The sequence below is a fragment of the Flaviflexus sp. genome (genome assembly GCF_052087705.1).
In the GTDB taxonomy this organism is placed as follows: domain Bacteria; phylum Actinomycetota; class Actinomycetes; order Actinomycetales; family Actinomycetaceae; genus Flaviflexus; species Flaviflexus ciconiae.
Genome location: NZ_JBQCYC010000032.1, coordinates 2,751 through 22,039, shown reverse-complemented (window position 1 = coordinate 22,039; position 19,289 = coordinate 2,751). Strand labels below are relative to the sequence as shown.

Below are 19,289 nucleotides of genomic sequence, written 5' to 3'. Positions count from 1 at the left end.
AGGAGTCCAACAAAGCACGCTAAGATGGCTCAAACGCCGTGATCATACGACAGTTAGTTGGCAGACAATCCGCACTCCTGCAATTTAAACTACAAATCAAACTGTGTAACTTTAACAGTTTGATTTACAGCTACACAGTTTGAATACTCGATCTTCGACACTTAACCTCCCGCGCCTTTTAGCACATGAGCGCAGTGGACCAACCGCACCTTCTCAGGCAATTTACTACCACGAGCGCGGTAGCGTCTCCGAGTCAAAGATCCATGGCTCACGGGCAATCGAGTTGATCGAGAACTGGTCAAGGAAGTCGGCACTGTTGTCACCTTGGATCCCCAAGGATTCGGAGATGAGGGCAAAGGCCTGCTGAGTGCTCCAGCCTTCCTTATGCAGCGCATCGAGGGTGACCGCCCCATCTCGCTTAGCTAGTCTCTTGCCCCCGCGGTTTAGGACGAGCGGAACGTGAACATATTCGGGCGTTTCGTACCCCAGGAGTTTTTGGAGGTAGACCTGTCTCGGGGTTGATTCGAGCAGATCATCGGCCCGGACAACTTGCCTGACGTTCTGGAATTCGTCATCGACTACGGCAACAAGGTTGTAGGCGTGGGCACCATCACCCCTGCGGACAACGAAGTCATCGATGTGCCCGGTGAATTCCCCGCAGATTCGGTCGGTGATGCTCAGTTGATCGTTCGCTGTTTTGAGGCGCAGGGCTGGGCCCCGGTCCATAGGAGCAAGTTTCTGCCTGCCCTGCTCTCGTTCAACTTCGGTCAGATCTCGGCAGGTTCCGGGATAGGCACCGGGCGGGGCATGGGGTGCTCGCGGAGCGTCCTTAATATCTGCACGGGTGCAATAGCACTCGTAAACGAGATCCCTTTCAAGAAGTTCAGAAACAACCTGGTTGTAGGCATCGATTCGGTCGCTCTGGAACAGGACGTCGCCATCCCAGTCCATGCCGATCTCGGAGAGGTCTCTCAGCTGCGTTTCGACGTATTCGGGGCGGCACCTTTCATCCAGATCCTCCATTCTCATCACAAACCCCAGACCGGCTTTCCTGGCGCAGGCCCAGGCAATGAGACCGGTACGGAGGTTGCCGAGATGTAGGTCGCCTGATGGTGATGGCGCATAGCGCCCAGTTCCACGTGCCTCAGATGTCATCGTTACCTCCGAAGATAAGCGTAACGAAGAATGGAACCAGCTCTTAGCAGGTCTACGGCCAGTACACCGACCCACGTACCACTTCGTTCGGCACTGGTTTTGGGATAATCCGGAAGCTACCCAACAATCACGGCGAATGACAGATTTTCCTAGCAAGCAAACAGGTAACGACTCCCCTACCATGTTGACCATGTCGACTATGACGAATCAGCTTCTTGCCCTCCGACCTGATTGGCCTGGCATTCCGATCGAGCTTGATCGCGCCTGGTCGCATCTTGAAGAACTTGGACTCGGCACCATGTCACCAACTGGTTACATCATTGATCCCTACCCGGACTCTGACGCGGCCGGTCCATACTTCAGTGCAAACCTCAGCCTGGAAGGCTGGTTCCACGAGGACTCGGTGGCATATACGCGGGTTCTACCAATCGCTGAGGCTGCGGGTGAGGGCTCGCTGATCGCACTGTGGCTGGATGAGGAGAAGAATGCTCGCGTGATTCTCTTAGAGTCCGAAGGAAGCGGTTTCCTGATCGCCAATGACGCAAGTGAGCTCCTGGTTCTTTTCTCCATCGGATATGAGGAGCTGCTGTCACACAACCTGGGTAGTAGCCCAATTGAACCGATTTCCCCCGAGGCGCTTGAGCCGCTTCGATCATGGGTCGAGTCCGAGTTCGCGATGACGATTCCGGACTCGTGGCCAGCACCCGGTCGTGACGAATTCAGTGCCTGGCTTGATCGGGAACTTGGCAGGGAAGAACCTATTTCCGAGGACGTCCCAGACTCCAGCACCGAGACGCCTATGAACGAGGCTCCCTAAGCAGCCGGACCTTATTCTTAAACCACCGGATCCTATCTCGGAGCGAGCGGTCCTTATCTCGGAGCTGCCGGGCCTTATCCCAGGCAAGCAGGAGCTCCTCCTAAGAGCGAGTAACGCGAACCGCTCCGATGTTAAGAGGTGGGGGCACAACCTTCCGGTCCTGCCCCCACCTCGTCTCAGCCAGGCTGGCTGGAAGTTACGACATTAGCCGACGTAACGGTTGACGACGGGAGTATCCTCTCCGTCACTGTCCCAGTCACCGATGTGGATAACATCGGTTGCCTTGCCGTAGTTGATCTCGATGTCGGCATTACCGCCAGCGATCTCGTTCTTCACGTAGAAGGTGTTGCCACGGCGGACAGCGAGAGTGTCTACCTCGTCGCCATCGAAGTCACCTGCAAATACTTCGTCACCGAGCTTGCCGTAGAAGAACTCTTCTTCAGCGTTTCCACCGATGAGGGCATTGTTAGCGAAGAAGGCCTTTCCGCGCTGGACCATGATCGTGTCGATCTTGTCGCCATCCCAGTCACCAATATGAACAACGTCGGCTTCGCGGCCGTAGTTGAACGAGATGTCGGCATGGCCGCCTTTGAGCTCGTTGACGAGGTAGAACATGCTTCCACGGCGCACACCGAGCGTGTCGGTGCCGTCACCGTCCCAGTCGCCAACGATGACGTCATCACCGGGGCGTCCGTAGTGGAACGTGTCTTGTGGGAGGTCACCGGTTAGCTCGTTGTTCACGAAGAACTCGTTGCCGCGGCGAATGGCGAGAGTATCCTTGCCGTCACCATCCCAGTCGCCAACGAAGATTTCGTCACCCTCGTTTCCGAAGGCAATACGAACATCTTCGGTGGTCTTGTCCCACGAGTTCACGAAGTAGAAGAGGTTACCTACCTCGGGAGCCGGTGCAACGTAGACGAAGTCCCACCATGCTGTTGCTGTCTCGTCGAGGGCGTAGCCCTCGAGTGCGCGAGCAACGACCGTGACATCCTCGGTGATCTCAACGTCACCGGAAACGACCTGGTCACCGATAACATAGTCGACGCCTTCGACCTCGGGGATGGTGATGACGTTGGCCTCGAATACCGGGGCCTCGGGCGTAACGATGATGATGTCTGCCTCAACCGTGAATTCCGCGGTCACAGTCTTGTTGTTAACTGCGAGGGTCAGCGATGCATCGCCGGGTGCGAGTGGGGTCAGGGTGTTGGTTTCGGCGTTGAACGCTGCAACGGTTCCCTCGGGTACGTCGTCGACGGAGCCGATGTGGACGTTCTCACCGGACCAGGCGTAGCTCATCGGCCATGCCACCGGCATGGAACGCACACCGTCGTCCTGAACCATGGTGGGGTTCAGGGTGACGGCTTCGCCGTATTCCTCGAAGGAGGAGGAAACTTCGCCGAGCGAGAGCCCATCTTCGTCAACGCGGGTGTTGACCTCGAAGGAGATCCAGTCGCGCGGGTTGTTGCTGGTTGCACCGGCGGGGTCGATGCCGACCATGGTCCAGCCGGTGAACGAACCGGAGCTTCCGCCGGTCGGGCTCTTACCTGCGTTGCCGTTGATGAAGTACGGGATTCCATCAAGGGTCATGGCATGGAAAATACCAACGCCTGCGGCAATGTTGGAGACCTGCTTGCCGGACTCTGCACGGAACTCTTCGAGCCAGTCGCGTAGCATCTCAGCATCCAGCCTGTTGGACATCTGGCTTGCCTTCGTGGGCAGCGGATCATCAACCGGGTGGTGCTGGAACACGAGAACACCCGTGATGTCGTCGTTCACCGCAGCATCGTCCAGAGCATTCTTGGCCATGGTGAGCTGAGCAAAGTCATGGCTGAGGCTGCCGGGGGCCGAGTTCAGGTAGATCAGGCGGGTGCCATCAACATCGAGGTAGCCGTTGGTAGCACCGAAGGCGTCGATGAAGTTCTGGATGTCGCCACCCATGATCTCGTGGTTACCGGGAACGTAGATGTACGGGAAGTCGCCGAGCTCTTCATCGATGATGCGCTGTGCGAGCTCGAAGTCTTCCGGTGCTGCCTCATCGACGAAATCGCCGTTGATGATGAGAAGATCGGGATCTTCTGCGAGGACCTCACGGAAGGACTCACGCGCGCCCTCAACTGCACCCGACTCGGGGTTGCGAGCAATGAACTGAGCGTCGGAGACGACGGCGATACGAAGCGGGGAGTCGTCTGTTGCGCCCGTGGGAACAACAACGGAGTCGGTCACCTCTTCGGTCTTGGGCAACTCAACCTCGGTGGGTACGAGTGCCTGGAGGTCGGAGATGATCACCGTGTCCGTGTACTGCGCCGCGGGACGGGTTTCCATGATCCTGTACATCTGGAACGTCAGTGGGTATTCGACACCGGACGGAACGGCAAAAGTAACCTGCTGCCACCCCTCGAAGACCTCTGTTGGGCCATCCAGCTGGGTGGTGGTGCCATCGGCCTGGCGAACTTGGATGCGGGGCCATGCACCATCCTTGTTGCCGTTCACCCACGCGGTAAGCGCGGTGGGCTGGCCGGGAATCTCGAAGCCACCATTCGGTGCAACGGCGTAGGCGCCGCGGGTGCCGGTGGACTGGGTGAAGTCGAAGTCAATCGCTACCCCATTCTTGCCTTCGTGGCCCTCGGCGGGTGTCACGGTGACGCCCGGGGCACGTGCCTGACCGGCAGTCCACTCGGCAGCATCGGAGAAGTCTACGAGCGGGAGTGTGTCGACACCGACGGTCAGGGCAGCTTCGGCCTTGATGCCGTTGACGCTGACGCTGATCGGTGAGGCCGCATTCTCTTCGTTCGCAGTGACAGCGAAGGTGCCGCTCGTACCGGACTCGATGGTGAAGCTTCCTGCTTCATCACCCTCGATGACAACGTCGTTCGCGTCGATCGGGGCCCTGTAGCCGTGCTTGTCGTAGCCGTAGACGGTGAAGGAGCCGACCTCATCGGAGGTTGAGAGCTGGATGACAGACGGGGAGAGCTCGATGCGGTCAAGCTCGCCGAGCACCTGGACGTTCATCGTCCCGTTCGCATCATTCTGTGATGCTGTGACCGTGTCGCTGCCTGCGGCAACGCCGGTGAGGGTCGCGGTGTGGTCGCCGTTCGACTCAACAGCGACAGAGCCGGTCGAGGTCGACCAGGCGGGAACAGTGCCGGGAACGGCGGAGCCGGTCTCGTCATAGCCCTTCGCCTGGATCTGCCTCGTGAGGCCCGGGAAGACACGGTCGGGCTGGCCGACCTGGAGGAGCGAGGAGATCGAGTAGCCGATCACTTCACCGGAGCCGCGCTCAACGTAGAGGCCGATGCCGTTCGGCACCGGACGCTCGTAGCCGTCCGACGGGTTGTGCGGGATCTGTGCCTCGGTCTCACCCGGCGGCACTGCACCCATCGTGGTTGAGCCGCCGCCATCAAGGTTCGCACCGCTGTAGATGCCGAGCTCTGCCATGAGCACACCAAGATCAGCGAGGCCCAGGCCATCCGATGAGGCCTGACGGCCGTCGACGACGAGCAGGTACATGACAGTGCCGGCTTCGTTGAAGCCGATCGCGGTCCTCGGAGCAGTTGCCGTGCCAGAGCCGACCGGCTCTCCGTCTGCGACGAGCATGGCGTTCGCGCCGATGGCAGCCGAGATCTCGCCCGCGTCAGAGGTCACCGAGCTCTCAACTGTCAGCGTATCTCCGACGCTGATTGCATCAAGCGCATTCTCTGAACCCGCACGATCACGCTCGACGAGGGAGGTGACGCCCTCGGGGAGCTGGCCGGTGGCAGGGATGCCGACCGAGGTGACGACACCGTCGGGGTTGATGAGGATCTCGGTGCCCGTTCCGCCGTCAAGGGCACGGTCACGGGTGTAGTCGCCCCACAGGTGGTTGAAGAGGCCGACCTGGCCCTCACCCAGCATGTAGGAGTTGACGCCGACGATGTCGAGGTCAAGGAGCTCACCGTTGTGGGTGACTTCAGTGACGAGGGTGATGCCGGAGAAGGCGGCGAGGCCTTCGGGGTGAAGACGATCGGGATGTTGCTCGAGGTGATCTCACCATTGCCGGTTCCGGCAGGGATGGTGACGATGCCATCCTCTTCGGAGACGCCGACACCGGAGGGTGCTTTGGAGGCGTTGATGTCGAAGAACGAGCCGTTAACTCCCGCCACCGCATCCGCATCTTCGATCATGTCCGAGATCGCTTCTGCATCGGAGACGGTTCCCGGGTACAGGTAGTCGGCCTTGACGGCGCCGGAGCCGAGGTCTGCGACAAGAACGTCGAATTCGAGGCGTCCGCCCGGCTGGATCCGGTCGACGCTGACGAGCTCAACCCCGGGGGCGAGCATCTGACGGTCGTATGCGTTGACGATGGCATTGCCGCCCGTCAATGTTCATCGCCTCGACAGCTGCGGTGACGGCGTCAGTCTGGTTGAGGCCATCCACCGCCATTGCCGGTGCGATTGTTCCGATACTCAGTCCGCCCACGAGGACGCCGGCAAGAAGCCGGCGCCTGGGTGCTGAGTTCCGGGATTTTTCCATATCCATGGAAGGTTTCCCCATTTTCTCTCAACTGAAAACATGTCTGCTCTGCCCGTTTCCGGGCCGTCATCATGCTGTTCGAGCAAAGTGAATTCCAGGAGACGAAAGAAGAACGGGGAAAGAAATCTATGTGAATAAACGTCTACATTATTGTGAAACAAGCCTCTCTGCCTGCTATAACGCAGCGCGAGTAGAGCTATTTAGAGCGCTGTGAATATTCGTGGTTGTAAGAGCCGGTCATGGTGCGGCTCAGAGCCAGTGGTCGTTTACCTGGATGGCGCCGGTGGGAGCCATTTATGGCGTGTCTGAGAGCCACCCTGGTTAGGCTCCTTCCGTCGCGTGGATAGGTCGCGCGACGAAAGGAGCATGTACCCATGGTACGAAAGATTAAGTCGAAGCTGATTTTAGAGCTTCGTTCCCAGGGACAATCAGGCCGCGCGATCGCAGCCGCCCGCGGGATGTCACGTAATAGCATCGCCCAAGTATTCGAAGCCGCCGACCGCGAAGGCCTGTCCTACGACGAAATAGCCGAGATACCTGAAGCGGAGGTTTATGCGCGGCTGTTTCCCGGCCGCGGAGAACACACCAGCGTTTACGTCCAACCCGATTGGGCCCGCGTCCACCGCGAACTTGCCAGGGTCGGGGTGACATTGAAACTGTTGCACAGCGAATACGTTGACCTCGTGAAAGACGAGGGTGGTCTGGCGATGAGTTATGACAGGTTCTGCCGACGATATCAACATCATGTGCACCTCACCGGGGTCGCCTCTCGGGTAGGGCATAAAGCCGGACAATCAGTGGAAGTGGACTGGGCTGGCCCCACGATGACCTTGACCAATCCGGTCACTGGTACGGAGCAGAAGGTCTATCTGTTCGTCGCTTGCCTGCCGTTCTCGCGGTATGCGTTTGTCGAGCCCTGCGCGGATATGACACAGGCCTCGTGGTTGAACGCTCATGTAGCGATGTTCGACTACTTCGGGGGCAGCGTCCCGCGGATCGTCTGTGACAACCTGAAAACCGGTGTCATCACCCGACCCCGGGAGGGCGAGATCGTCTTGAATGATTCCTACCGTCAGCTCGCCGGCCACTACTCGGCAGCCGTGCTCCCCGCCCGGGTGGGAAAACCGAAAGACAAAGCAAGCGTGGAGAACACGGTCTGGCACGTGGCCACGAGAATCAACGCCAAGCTGCGAGAACGCACTTTCACTTCTCTTGCCGAGCTGCGCCAAGCAATCCACGATGAGCTCGAGTCCTATAATGCTGAACCGTTTCAGAAGCGTGCAGGCTCTCGCACGAGTGTCTTCCGCACCGAGGAGGAGCCGCTGCTGCGCCCGCTACCAGCGGTACCGTATGAGATTGCTACCTGGGTCTATAGCCGTAAAGTCGCAAAGAACTCTCATGTGGTGTGGCAGAAGAACTCCTACTCCGTGCCCTACGTGAACATCGGTAAAACGGTTGACCTGCGGATCACGACCTCAATGGTAGAGATCTACGACGGCCACGATCGGCTCACCAGTCACGTCCGCGTCCCTGCCCGGACCAGCGGGGTCTATCGCACGCATGACGGTGACCTGCCTGAGGGGAAGGGCTATCAGCCCTGGGACGAGCACCGCGTCCGTGACTGGGCCACCAGGATCGGCCCGAACGCCCTCACGGTCGTTGATCAGATCTTTGCCGCTGTCCCAGTCACCGAGCAGGGCCTGGACCCCGCTCTCGCAGTCCTACGCCTATCTCGACGGTTTACCACCGGTCGGGTCGAGGCCGCCTGCAAGATTGCCTTGGAGGCCAATATTCGCTCCCCACGCTATAGCCACGTGCGCCCGATCCTCGATACCGGACAAGACAAAACCGGAAATGCTGTTCCATCTTCTTCTGAAGGTGGCGGCTATGTTCGCGGGGCTTCCTACTACGCCGGAGGCCAATCGAAATGACGATGCTCGATACTGAAACGAAGAACAAAATGCGCGACATGGGAGCAGCCTCCCTCCTCGATGCGCTGAGCGCCCTTGATGATGCCTTGACACTGGGACTGTCGTTTGAGGAGAAGCTCAAGCTTGCTGTTGATGACGCGCACGCCGTGTTCACTCACGCGAAGATCCAAGGCCTGGGGCGCCGCTCAGGAGTGCGCTACCCCGACGCGGACCTGCGTAGGGTCGATATGCTCACCGAACGCGGACTTGATCAGGGGATGCTGGCTCAGCTGGGAACCTGCCGGTTCATCGAGTTGCACCACAACATCGTCTTCCAGGGCTTCACGGGTTCGGGCAAGTCCTATCTCGGCTCCGCCCTTGCGAACCAAGCATGCCAACACCGGATCCGAGCTCACTATGTACGGATGCCCGACCTGGAAGAGCTCATCAGCGTCGCGGCCGATAGGCCCCACGGGAAGACACAGCTGCTCAAGAAGCTGAGTAACTTCACTCTGCTTGTGATCGATGAATGGCTCTTGGATCCGCCTGACGAAGCGCTTCAGAGCTTCCTCCTGGAGCTGCTCGAGCGTCGCTATGACGCTGCCTCAACAGTGTTCTGCACCCAGTATCCGAAAAAGGACTGGCACACCCGCCTCGGCGGCAGCGTCCATGCTGATGCGATCATGGATCGCATCGTTCACAACACGACGTGGATCGAGACCGGCACCTTCAACATGAGAGAACACCAAGCACGAATAGTGCTCTAAAAATGCGTGTGAGAGCCAGTGGCTCCCAACAACACCAGTCACTGGCTCTCACAGGCACCATAGCCGGCTCCCCGACACACGAACAGATGGCTCTAAACAGGCCGGATACTCACGCTGTGAGCCTGGCAACACAACAACCTGAATCTCGGATTGCCCAAGCAGTGTCAGCCGTAGGCTGTGTAGTCAACAACCGCCACATTATTGCGATTAGACAAATTGGACATTTGGCACGAATTTGGGCTTTTTATCATTAAATATTTCATTTGATGGCGACTACACGAGGAAAGGGCTCTTGTACGCAAGACCGCCACATGAGAAGCTATTTGCACCTCCTTCGACTGCATATTCGATAAGAAGCACTCATCATGAAAACGAGAAAGAAAGCCGCATTATCAGTGGCACTTCTCGCCGCCTCAGCTTGGCTGGCTGGCTGCTCTGGCGACGGCTCACCTCAAGGCACCACGACAACACCCACACAGTCCGACGCTGAGTTCATTTCAGTGAGATCAATCAAGGGCAAGGCCCCGGGGACAGTGTGGATTATCGAAGGCGCGGTCTTTAAGGACGATAGTGGCGGATCACGAATGTGCGACACAGTGCTTGAGTCCGATCCGCCCCAGTGTGGAACACCAGAGATACAACTGCTTTCATTACCAGACGACGTACCGTTCACCGACGTCGATCTGGACTATCGCGAACCAATGTCCGAGCTTCGACTTCGAGTTAAACTTGAAAGTCCTGAAACAGCTCAAGTACTGGAAGTTCTTGAAGTAACGTCAATCGAAGAGCTCGAAAGCCCACCAACCGAATAAGGATGCTATCCCTCACTCACCAACCCTGCCCGCTCAGATAGCAGCCACCAAGGTTATTCGACCGCAAGCATAGATGACGGCTGCCCGCATTTCGACCCCAGCCTGTCCATCACCGATAGTGCTTTGCGCTATTCACATACTTCAACACTTGCGACAAGCCATCAGTCCGCCCTGATCTTCGGGTTGCCGATACTCGCGATGACAAGGCCAAGGCCATAGGCACAGACAGCAGTGACGACAAGAGAGCCACTTGTATTGAGGACCAGGTTCCAGGGCTGCACCGTGTACTCATCTTTCCAAGAGAAGGCGAGGAACACGGCCATCAATGCTGTGGGAATCAGCCACATGCGGGGTCCAGCGGTGAGCCCGGCCGCAAGGAACCCTACTCCATGAAAAAAGAGCATGGACGTCAGAAACACTGCGACATGCTCCCGCGGCATGTCCAGACCGGCTATCTCTCTCAGCACTATCGAGACGCCGAGTATCAGCAAAGCCTGGGCGACTGTTGCAATCAGCAGAAGCAATGCTCTTGCTTGTGCCACCCTGCGCGTCGCCAGGATCTCCATTGCAGGACTCACCGAATGGACGAGTGTCGCGCTGAGGGACCCGAGTACGAAGCCGATGAGGTAGCTGATGGGAGTGTCCCTGACATTGTTGAACCCGGGGATGCCATACGCGGAAGGATGAAGGAGAAGCAGAATGACTGTGGCAATAACGGAGAGTACCGCTACACCCCAAGCACGGCGCGTCTTGAGAAAGATGCGCCAGGCTCCAAACCTCGTCATTGGCCAGCTCTCATCAGATTCACGTAGATGCGCTCCAGCGCTTCGATCGAACGGTCACCTTCTCGAAGGATGTCCGCTGAGCCCGCGTACGCCAGATTGCCGTCGCTGATGACAACAAGATAGTCCGCCAAGGATGCAACGTCCTCGATGAGATGCGTGGAGATAAGGACTAATCTCGAATCCAACGATCTCAGCACTTCCCGAAACTGCGAACGCTGCTCAGGATCCAAGCCCGAAGTCGGTTCATCAAGGATCAGCAGATCCGGGTCACCCGCTGTTGCCGCAGCTATTCCCGCTCTTTGACGCATTCCTCCCGAGAGCTCTCTGAGCTTGACGTGCTTAGTCTGCGAGAGGCCAACGCGGTCGATCGCCACTTCAGAGGCCGCCTCAATCTTGATCTTCGAGAATCCTCGCATCCACAGGGAATATTCCACATACTCTTTCACTGTCAATTTGTTATCTGCAGTGAAATCCTGCGGCAGGTAGCCAAGGTTTCGTCGAAGCTCATTTCGCCCCTGTTTGGCCGCGATGTCATGGCCAAGAACAACAATGCTTCCAGCCTTTGGTTTCAACAGCGTGGCAATGGTTCGCATGAGCGTCGTCTTACCCGCTCCATTTGGGCCGGCTAAAGCCACAATCGAACGGTCAGGCACATCAAGGGAGAAGTCCTTCAGAACTTCACGGTTGCCATAGCCTTGCGTGAGGCCCGAGACCTTTATGCCTGTCGGCAGTTTTCCAGATTCTTCGATCGTCATTGTGCAATCTCTCCCGAGAACTCGCAGTATTCATTGTAATGGGCCAGCTGTTCCCCGAGCCAGGCAACTCGGTCTGCCTCCGGCCACTCCTCAAGAACCTGTCCGACTTGAAGCCGCCACGCATCCATTTCCGGACTCGAAGTCGCCCACGAATCATCCGCCATGTCACCGATGACGTACGCAGTCATGAGGTCGGCAACTTGGAAATGTCGATCAAAATCTTCGCCTGTGGAGTTCCCGTCGACGCACTGCGGGAACCCGGTATGGGTGTCCACCGCCGGTGCAACAAAGCCCTGTGCTGATCGCAGTGATGCTCCGCCCTCAACCGGGGCAACAGTCATGCGATGACCGCCACGGCTCGCACCGTCATAGCCAGGTTCGGCAAAAACGATGCTGGGACGCTCGATCCCCGCTGCCGCTTCAAGGGCTTGAGCACGTTCCAACTGGGCAACCAGCCCGGGAAGCAGCGGCTCATCCTCTGGCCAGACACAGATCGAATCTGATGCGACCGTGACGCACTCGGGATCCGCGGTAGGCACACGAGGATAGTTGTAAACGTGTATCGAGCCGCCAATGAAGACCAGGGCAACAAAGCCGACGAGGGTTAGTCCGGCAACTGCAGCAGCACGTTTTTCACTAGCTCTATATGCGAGGAGAAGACCTACGAAGAGCAGGGCGGCAAGAAGTACGACAAATAGAAGTGCCGCTCGGTCGAACATCGTCCATGTATCCGCATGTGCACTCGTCACGATCGTGTACATCCACGCATAGACAGCCAGCACAAAGGCAACGAGCGGTGCAATCACTCGACCAGCGAACAAACGCGCGGCCACTTTGCCGAGAAGAACCATTGCGATCCCGAACAGCAGCGCATACAGCGGGTATCCCCAATCGAAATAGCCATAGCCAAAAGCTGCAACCAAAAGATAGGCGACACTCGATGCCATAACCGTCGGGATAATGGAGAGCGTTAAAACATCCGCGCCCCAGTGCAACACGACAATCCCAAATTGGGATCGTGGCGAGACTTCAGTGACCGGCCTAGCCTCGGCCTCGATTCGAGCTGACTCTCTCGTGGCAGCAATTGCCGCTGCGGCAGCGCCTACCAGGAGCATGGAGATCCAAATCGACGGGCCTAGGCCATTGAATGTCGGCCACCATCTCTCGAGCAGCAATAGCAGAACAGCACTCTGGATGATGAAGATAAAGAGGGAGCCTCGAAGGCGCTCTCTCATGCGAAGAAAATTCATAGTGTCTATCCGAATTCAAGGGCGGTGGGCGCGACGATCAAAGTTTGCCGCACCCACCGCTTAGATCACTGATACTTTGTCTGTCCGTCATGCACGTTAAAAGTGCAGCCCACTTCGGATATTCCAGTGACATTCGAGTTGCGAGAAACCGATCTGAAAGTTCCCATTCGGGTCGGCTGGCCTGTGCACCACGCTTTCGTCGCGTACTCAAATGATCGTGTTGCCGGTCTGCAATTCGTCCATGCCTTGGAACCGCTTATATAAGCCTGACAGCCATACACGTTCGATCCCCGATAGCCCTCTGCCGCGATCGCAGTACCGCCCATCCCTAAAACAAGTAAGAGCGTTGCCAACACGCTCGTCATCGTCTTTTTCATAATTCCTCCAAACCTGCATCTGCAGGAGTAACCATCCCCCCCCAAGGCCATTCTTGAGGGTTTGTGGTGATGAAAGTATATCGTGTAAACATTCGTTGTGAGCTGAGAACCGGAAGCTGACGCAAAGTATTATTCAGTGGAAAATCGGCAAAGCAGATAGACAATATTCCTTAACATTGCGGGCATGTAACTGACGAGCCGCTATCACCTCACGCACCTACCCATCCCTGCCAAGATCACGACAACACGAAAGCCGCCCTTTCGGGCGGCTCATCTTCACCGATCAACAGTTCTACGGCAGTAGACGCATCGAGCCGGCGACATCGTGACGTCACCTTACCTCGGCCGCCAAATCACAAGCGCGGAGCTGCGGCGTACGGCTTCGTCGGCGGGCGCGCGTTCACCGCGCGACAGGGCAACAATGGAGCCGTCCTGACCGGCAGCGAAGACGCGCCTTTCGGCAGCCTGCTTTTCCAGCAGGACATCCTTGAGTCGGTTAGCCATCGACTTCAGGCGAGAGTTTTCCCGCTTGAGCTTCTTGACTTCCTGCTCGAGCTCCAGGATCCGGGAGATACCTGCCAAGTTAATTCCCTCTTCCTGGGACAGCGTCTGGATCTCTTGGAGAGCCGCGATGTCGTTGAGCGAGTAGCGGCGTCCGCCACCCCTCGTGCGTGAGGCAACGACGAGTCCGAGGCGGTCGTATTGGCGGACGGTTTGTGCGTGCATCCCCGCCATCTGCGCCGCAATCGAGACGGAGAAGACGGGGTCGTTCCTGGACAGCGAGGGGCTCACGATACCTCAGCCATCCTCACCAGGTCAGCACGCGGATCAGCGTCCCCGGTTGCTTCCTGGAACGCCTCAACGGCTGCCTTGGCTTCCGCTGAGAGCTTCTTGGGAACCACGATCTTCAGGGTGACAAGCATGTCGCCCGGCAGTCCCTTGCCTTTCACTCCGCGACCGCGCACCCGCAGGGTACTACCGGACGAGGACCCGGACGGGATCTTCACGGTGACAGTGTCGCCATGAACCGTGGGAACCGAAACCTTCGCACCCAGTGCGGCTTCGGAGAATGACACGGGGAGTGTCATCCGAACGTTCTTGCCGTCCAGTTCAAACACGGGGTGCTTCTCAACCGTGACGGTGATGAGCAGGTCGCCGGCTTCCCCGCCGTTTTGGCCGGGCTGTCCCTTGCCGCGGAGCCTGATCTTCTGACCGTCGCTCACACCTGCCGGGACCTTCGCAGAGAAGCGCTGGCCGTGGTTCGAGACCTGAATCGTTGCGCCCTGGACTGCCTGGGCGAGCGAGATACTCGTTGATGCGGTCTCGTCGGCGCCGCGCTGTGGGCGCCTGCCAAAGCCGCCGAAGCCTCCCCCGCCGAACGGGGATCCTCCGCCTCCCCCGAACATTCCGGACAGGATGTCGTCGAAGCCGCCCTGCGATGTCTGCTGGTAGCGTGCACCTCCCGGGGCAGCCCCTCCACCGAACATGCTGGAGAAGACGTCTTCGAAACCTCCGCCTCCGGCACCGCCGGCAGAGAAGCGGGCTCCGCCGCCTCCCATGGCGCGAATAGCGTCGTACTGTTTGCGGTCTTCCGCGTCGGAAAGGACCGCGTAGGCTTCGCCTACCTCTTTAAATTTGCTCTCTGCCGCAGCATCACCCGGGTTCTTATCCGGATGGTAGGTGCGCGCGAGCTTGCGATAGGCCTTCTTGATTTCGTCCTGCGAGGCGTCCTTGCTGACACCGAGAACGGCATAGAAGTCCTTGGATAGCCAATCCTGACTAGCCATGGCGCATCACCTCCTTCTGTTGTGGGTGTGCCGGGCGTTTATGCCCGGCACACCTCATTGAATTACTGCGGCGAGACAACGCCGACCCGTGCGGGCCGGAGCACCTTGTCTCCGTGCTTGTATCCGGGCTGGATCAGAGTTCCGATCTGCTCAGATTCGACGTCCTCGGACTGAGAGTGCATGAGGGCTTCGTGGATTTCGGGATCGAAGGGATCCCCCACTGCCCCGAAGCGGACGAGCTGATAGTTCGTTTCGAGAGTATTCTCGACCTTGAGGGCGATCTTCCCGGCGGGGCCTTCGAGGTCATCGTGCTGGCGGGCCAGCTCAATGTCATCAAGGACCGACAGGAGGTTCTCCAGAACCGAGGCGATTCCCGCCTGCTTCTGGGCAGTCGCCTCCGCCTTGGACCGTCGGACGTAGCCGTTGTACTCCTGCGACACGTTGTACGTGTCGGCACGGGACCGTGCAAGCTGCTCTTCCAACTCCACAATCTTCGCCTGGGCTTCCAGTAGCGGATCGATTTCTTCCGCTTCCTCGTCGCCTTCAGCGGCAGTCTCCTCAGCTTCAACACCGTCGGCTACTGTTTCCTCAGTCTCGGCGGCCGCGGTAGCGGCACCCTCTTCAGGTACCTCTACGGATTCGACCTGCTCCTCGGGAGTGGTGCCAGCATCCTCCGAGGGCTTCCTCTCTTCGGGTGACTGGTTTTCACTCACTTGTTGTTACCGTCCTCTTCATCAACTACTTCGGCGTCGACAATGTCGTCGTCTTCCTGGGCTTCCTGCGCCGGGGCTTCGCCCTCGGCAGGTGCCTCCGAAGCTGCCTGTGCGTAGATGGCTTCGCCGATCTTCTGCGACTTCTCGGTCAGCTCCGCCTGAGCGGTCTTGAGTGCCTCAACGTCTTCGCCTTCGAGTGCGGTCTTGACCGCGTCGACAGCGCCCTGAACGTCGGAGACGAGTGCGTCATCGAGCTTGTCCTTGTTCTCCTCGAGAAGCTTCTCGATGGAATAGACCTGCTGCTCGGAGGTGTTGCGGAGCTCCTGCTCCTCCTTGCGCTTGGCGTCCTCAGCCGCGTGCGCTTCGGCTTCCTTGACCATGCGGTCGATCTCTTCCTGGGGAAGAGCCGAGCCACCGGTGATCGTCATCGACTGTTCCTTGCCGGTGCCACGGTCCTTAGCGGACACGTGAACGATGCCGTTGGCGTCGATGTCGAACGTGACCTCAACCTGGGGCATGCCACGGGGTGCGGGAGCAATACCGGTGAGTTCGAAGGTGCCCAGCGGCTTGTTGTCGCGGGCAAACTCGCGCTCACCCTGGTAGACCTGGATGAGAACCGACGGCTGGTTGTCTTCAGCGGTCGAGAAGACCTCAGAACGCTTCGTCGGGATAGCGGTGTTGCGTTCAATAAGCTTCGTCATGACGCCACCCTTGGTCTCGATACCGAGCGACAGCGGGGTCACGTCAATCAGCAGAACGTCCGCGCGGTCACCGGTGATGACACCGGCCTGGAGGGCTGCACCAACGGCAACGACCTCGTCCGGGTTCACGGACTTGTTCGGCTCCTTACCACCGGTCAGTTCCTTAACAACCTCGGTCACCATGGGCATACGGGTCGAGCCACCAACGAGAACAACATGGTCGATCTCGGAGAGCTTGATGCCGGCGTCGTTAATGACGTTGTTGAAGGGAACCTTCGTGCGGTCAAGGAGATCGCGGGTCATCTCTTCGAACTTGGCGCGGGTCAGCTTCTCATCGAGGTGCAGCGGTCCATTCTCCGTCATCGAGAGGTACTGGAGGGTGATGTTCGTCGAGGTGGCCGAGGAGAGCTCCTTCTTGGCCTGCTCGGCAGCTTCCTTGAGGCGCTGCAGAGCAATCTTGTCCTTCGACAGGTCAACACCGTAGGAGTTCTTGGCCTGGCCAACGAGCCAGTCAACAATCTTCTGATCCCAGTCGTCACCACCGAGACGGTTGTCGCCGTTGGTTGCGCGAACCTGAATGGTCGAGAAATCGTCCTCATCCTTACCAACTTCAAGGAGCGAGACGTCGAACGTGCCGCCGCCGAGGTCGAAGACGAGAATGAGCTCGTCCTCCTTACCCTTCTCAAGGCCGTAAGCAAGAGCAGCGGCCGTGGGCTCGTTGACGATGCGCTGGACGTTCAGGCCAGCAATCTGACCGGCGTCCTTCGTTGCCTGACGCTCAGCATCGTTGAAGTAGGCGGGAACCGTAATAACTGCGTCGGTTACCTCTTCGCCCAGGTATGCCTCGGCGTCCTTCTTGAGCTTGCTAAGAATGAAAGCAGAGATCTGCTGCGGGGTGTACGTCGTATCGTCGATGTCGACGGACCAGTCGGTGCCCATGTGGCGCTTGACCGACTGAACGGTGCGGTCAACGTTGGTGACGGCCTGACGCTTGGCGATCTCGCCAACCAAGACCTCACCCGACTTCGAGAAACCAACAACCGAGGGGGTGGTGCGAGCGCCTTCGGCGTTCGCAATAACGGTGGGTTCGCCACCTTCAAGAACAGCAACACACGAGTTCGTGGTACCGAGGTCGATGCCTACTGCACGTGCCATATTTGTTTACTCCTTCCGGGCCGTAGCCCTAACCGCATATCGCGGCACATTCACTTTTCCTTCTCAAGTTTGAACCAATCCGATGGTTATGTCCAACCGACTGATCAATTCTTGAGTCCACTAATATCAACTTTGAATCTGATGGATTTATTCCACAAGATCAAAACTCGCGAAATTTCAACAAAAACTTCGCGCACCCTCGATAGAACAATCGAAATTTCACCTTTCAAATACAGGATTTCTCACAGGTCCTTGCCGACATCTTCACAGCCTCACCCCAGGATCGGCACCTGCCTCGAGCACCAACTTTCTTCTAACTCAGTCCCCACAACCTCGTTCGATCCCCACCCTCCCGTTCAATCCCCCGCTGTCTCGCGCGGGGCGGGAAATGTAGGGTGGAGGAGGAAGCGCTGAGGGGCAGCGCCGCGGAAGGAATCCATGACGTTCAAGGAACAGGTCCAGGCGGTCACTCGCACAGTTCAGCACTCGAAGGGCTCCCACCTGGTTGAGCTCACTCAGACCTTTCCATTCGAACCGGCAGCCATGTGGGATGCCCTGACCAGCCCGGAGGCAATGGTCCAGTGGTTCGACGTTCTAAGCGGAGACTTGGAAGAGGGCGGCGACTACGAACTCACCGGCTCACAGCACTCGGGAACAATCAAAACCTGCCGCCCCCAGCAGTCACTCGAGGTCACCTGGGAGTACGGCGAGGACGTGTCGAACGTTTCCCTCAGCCTCACCCCCACCGGACCCGGCACTGTTCTCACCCTCGTCCACGAAGTGAAGGATGACGAACACTGGGAAACCTTTGGACCGGCCGCCACCGGGATCGGGTGGGATGGTGCCTTCTACTCCCTCCTTCTTTACCTGCGGGGCGATTCGAACTCGAACCCGGAGAAGATGGCCGAACTATCAATGACACCCGAAGGCCTCCAATTCGTTACCGACACAGCTCACGCATGGCGCAATGCGCACATTGCATCCGGTGCGAAGCGGACCGTTGCAGAAGGAATGGCGGAGCGCACAGCGAAGTTCTACCGAGGAGAGGGCGAGTAGCCCCGACCTCCCGGAGCCACTAGGTAATGACTTTGCCCGGTGCCTCTCACCGCTAGGTGCTGGCCCCTCGCTCTGAACATCCGCGAGAGAAACTTTCCACGATGTCGCCTCGATGGTTTGTCACCGCCACGGTTTCAAGTGATGTCGACAAGTTCCTTGACGGCACTGCCCGTGCCGCCCCGAAATATGCGCCACTAAGTTACCTGCTGAACATGGCGGAAACAATGACCGAGGTTGAAGCCGCACACGCAGCTGACTTTCGTAACGAAACGATCAGTTTCCTCACCGGTCAAATAGAATTCAGCGAGGACCACCCCGGTGCTACGGTTCCACTAGAGATCCTTGTCGACTGGCTGTTCCCAACCGATCATGTGGAGCATGCTGACGCGGCGGCGGCCGTGGCTCACGACGAAGCCATCGCCCACTTCCAGGAACAGATCTACAGTGCCACCTGGAACTCCTGGTACGAGGGCGACTGGCAAAGCGCATTCGATACCGGTGCCGGGGTTAGCGACCCCAGTGAATACCTCCAAGCCAAATCAGAAGCCAACTACGCTCTCGACGATGACTACTTCCTGACGTTCCTTGACGAAAACGGCGAGCTCAAGCCCTGGGAGGAGCTCAACGACACCCAACGCACCGAGGTCCTTCTCTTCCTGGAATATGAAGGACTTGTCGGAGACCAATCTGTCCTCAACACCACGGACGAAGGCGGTCGGAACGAACCGGAAGACTACCAG

The 19,289-nt window shown here is 58.3% G+C and carries 16 protein-coding genes; 7 read left to right on the top strand and 9 right to left on the bottom strand.

Annotated elements, in window-relative coordinates; genetic code table 11:
* Positions 1-225: 225 nt before the first annotated feature.
* Complete coding sequence (gluQRS, locus tag ACTHUY_RS11535; RefSeq protein WP_441678944.1) at positions 226-1,155, bottom strand: tRNA glutamyl-Q(34) synthetase GluQRS; 930 nt, start codon at positions 1,153-1,155, stop codon at positions 226-228.
* A gap of 190 nt (positions 1,156-1,345) precedes the next feature.
* Between gluQRS and ACTHUY_RS11530 the strand changes: the two genes are divergently transcribed.
* On the top strand, positions 1,346-1,972 hold the full coding sequence (locus ACTHUY_RS11530; RefSeq protein ID WP_441678942.1) for a hypothetical protein: 627 nt from the start codon (positions 1,346-1,348) through the stop codon (positions 1,970-1,972).
* A 204-nt stretch (positions 1,973-2,176) separates the two neighbouring features.
* Here the strand turns inward: ACTHUY_RS11530 and ACTHUY_RS11525 are convergent, their stop codons facing one another.
* Positions 2,177-5,863: a phosphodiester glycosidase family protein gene (locus ACTHUY_RS11525; RefSeq protein WP_441678940.1), complete on the bottom strand. Its 3,687-nt coding sequence runs from the start codon at positions 5,861-5,863 to the stop codon at positions 2,177-2,179.
* Here ACTHUY_RS11525 and ACTHUY_RS11520 point away from each other — a divergent pair.
* The 4 genes from ACTHUY_RS11520 (at position 5,828) to ACTHUY_RS11505 (ending at position 9,970) form a co-directional block, all read left to right on the top strand.
* Positions 5,828-6,178, top strand: coding sequence for a hypothetical protein (locus tag ACTHUY_RS11520; RefSeq protein ID WP_441678938.1), 351 nt, complete (start codon positions 5,828-5,830; stop codon positions 6,176-6,178). The two genes, ACTHUY_RS11525 and ACTHUY_RS11520, sit on opposite strands and share 36 nt — an antisense overlap.
* Before the next feature lie 677 nt (positions 6,179-6,855).
* A complete protein-coding gene (istA, locus tag ACTHUY_RS11515) occupies positions 6,856-8,412 on the top strand; it encodes an IS21 family transposase (protein WP_126704161.1) in 1,557 nt (518 codons plus the stop codon).
* 2 nt (positions 8,413-8,414) lie between these two features.
* Positions 8,415-9,158: an ATP-binding protein gene (locus ACTHUY_RS11510; RefSeq protein ID WP_441678936.1), complete on the top strand. Its 744-nt coding sequence runs from the start codon at positions 8,415-8,417 to the stop codon at positions 9,156-9,158.
* Between the two features lie 365 nt (positions 9,159-9,523).
* A complete protein-coding gene (locus tag ACTHUY_RS11505) occupies positions 9,524-9,970 on the top strand; it encodes a hypothetical protein (RefSeq protein WP_126704163.1) in 447 nt (148 codons plus the stop codon).
* 161 nt (positions 9,971-10,131) lie between these two features.
* Here ACTHUY_RS11505 and ACTHUY_RS11500 read toward each other — a convergent pair whose 3' ends face one another.
* The 7 genes from ACTHUY_RS11500 to dnaK form a co-directional block, all read right to left on the bottom strand.
* Positions 10,132-10,755, bottom strand: coding sequence for a hypothetical protein (locus tag ACTHUY_RS11500; protein ID WP_126704164.1), 624 nt, complete (start codon positions 10,753-10,755; stop codon positions 10,132-10,134).
* Entirely contained in the window at positions 10,752-11,510 is a 759-nt protein-coding gene (locus tag ACTHUY_RS11495; RefSeq protein ID WP_126704165.1) for an ABC transporter ATP-binding protein, read from the bottom strand. The genes ACTHUY_RS11500 and ACTHUY_RS11495 overlap by 4 nt, the downstream gene beginning before the upstream one ends.
* Positions 11,507-12,745, bottom strand: coding sequence for a hypothetical protein (locus ACTHUY_RS11490; protein ID WP_441655793.1), 1,239 nt, complete (start codon positions 12,743-12,745; stop codon positions 11,507-11,509). The genes ACTHUY_RS11495 and ACTHUY_RS11490 overlap by 4 nt, the downstream gene beginning before the upstream one ends.
* Before the next feature lie 728 nt (positions 12,746-13,473).
* On the bottom strand, positions 13,474-13,929 hold the full coding sequence (locus ACTHUY_RS11485) for a heat shock protein transcriptional repressor HspR (protein WP_323052608.1): 456 nt from the start codon (positions 13,927-13,929) through the stop codon (positions 13,474-13,476).
* A complete protein-coding gene (locus tag ACTHUY_RS11480; protein WP_441678934.1) occupies positions 13,926-14,924 on the bottom strand; it encodes a DnaJ C-terminal domain-containing protein in 999 nt (332 codons plus the stop codon). Before ACTHUY_RS11480 ends, ACTHUY_RS11485 begins: the two co-directional genes overlap by 4 nt.
* 62 nt (positions 14,925-14,986) lie before the next feature.
* On the bottom strand, positions 14,987-15,637 hold the full coding sequence (locus tag ACTHUY_RS11475; RefSeq protein ID WP_441678932.1) for a nucleotide exchange factor GrpE: 651 nt from the start codon (positions 15,635-15,637) through the stop codon (positions 14,987-14,989).
* Positions 15,634-17,493, bottom strand: a complete 1,860-nt coding sequence (gene dnaK / locus ACTHUY_RS11470) for a molecular chaperone DnaK (RefSeq protein WP_441655790.1) — start codon at positions 17,491-17,493, stop codon at positions 15,634-15,636. The genes ACTHUY_RS11475 and dnaK overlap by 4 nt, the downstream gene beginning before the upstream one ends.
* Before the next feature lie 438 nt (positions 17,494-17,931).
* On the opposite strand from dnaK, the gene ACTHUY_RS11465 reads away from it, so the two are divergent.
* On the top strand, positions 17,932-18,549 hold the full coding sequence (locus ACTHUY_RS11465) for an SRPBCC domain-containing protein (protein ID WP_441678930.1): 618 nt from the start codon (positions 17,932-17,934) through the stop codon (positions 18,547-18,549).
* Positions 18,550-18,650: 101 nt separating this feature from the next.
* Positions 18,651-19,289: hypothetical protein (locus ACTHUY_RS11460; protein WP_441678928.1), on the top strand; the 639-nt coding region annotated here is incomplete at its 3' end.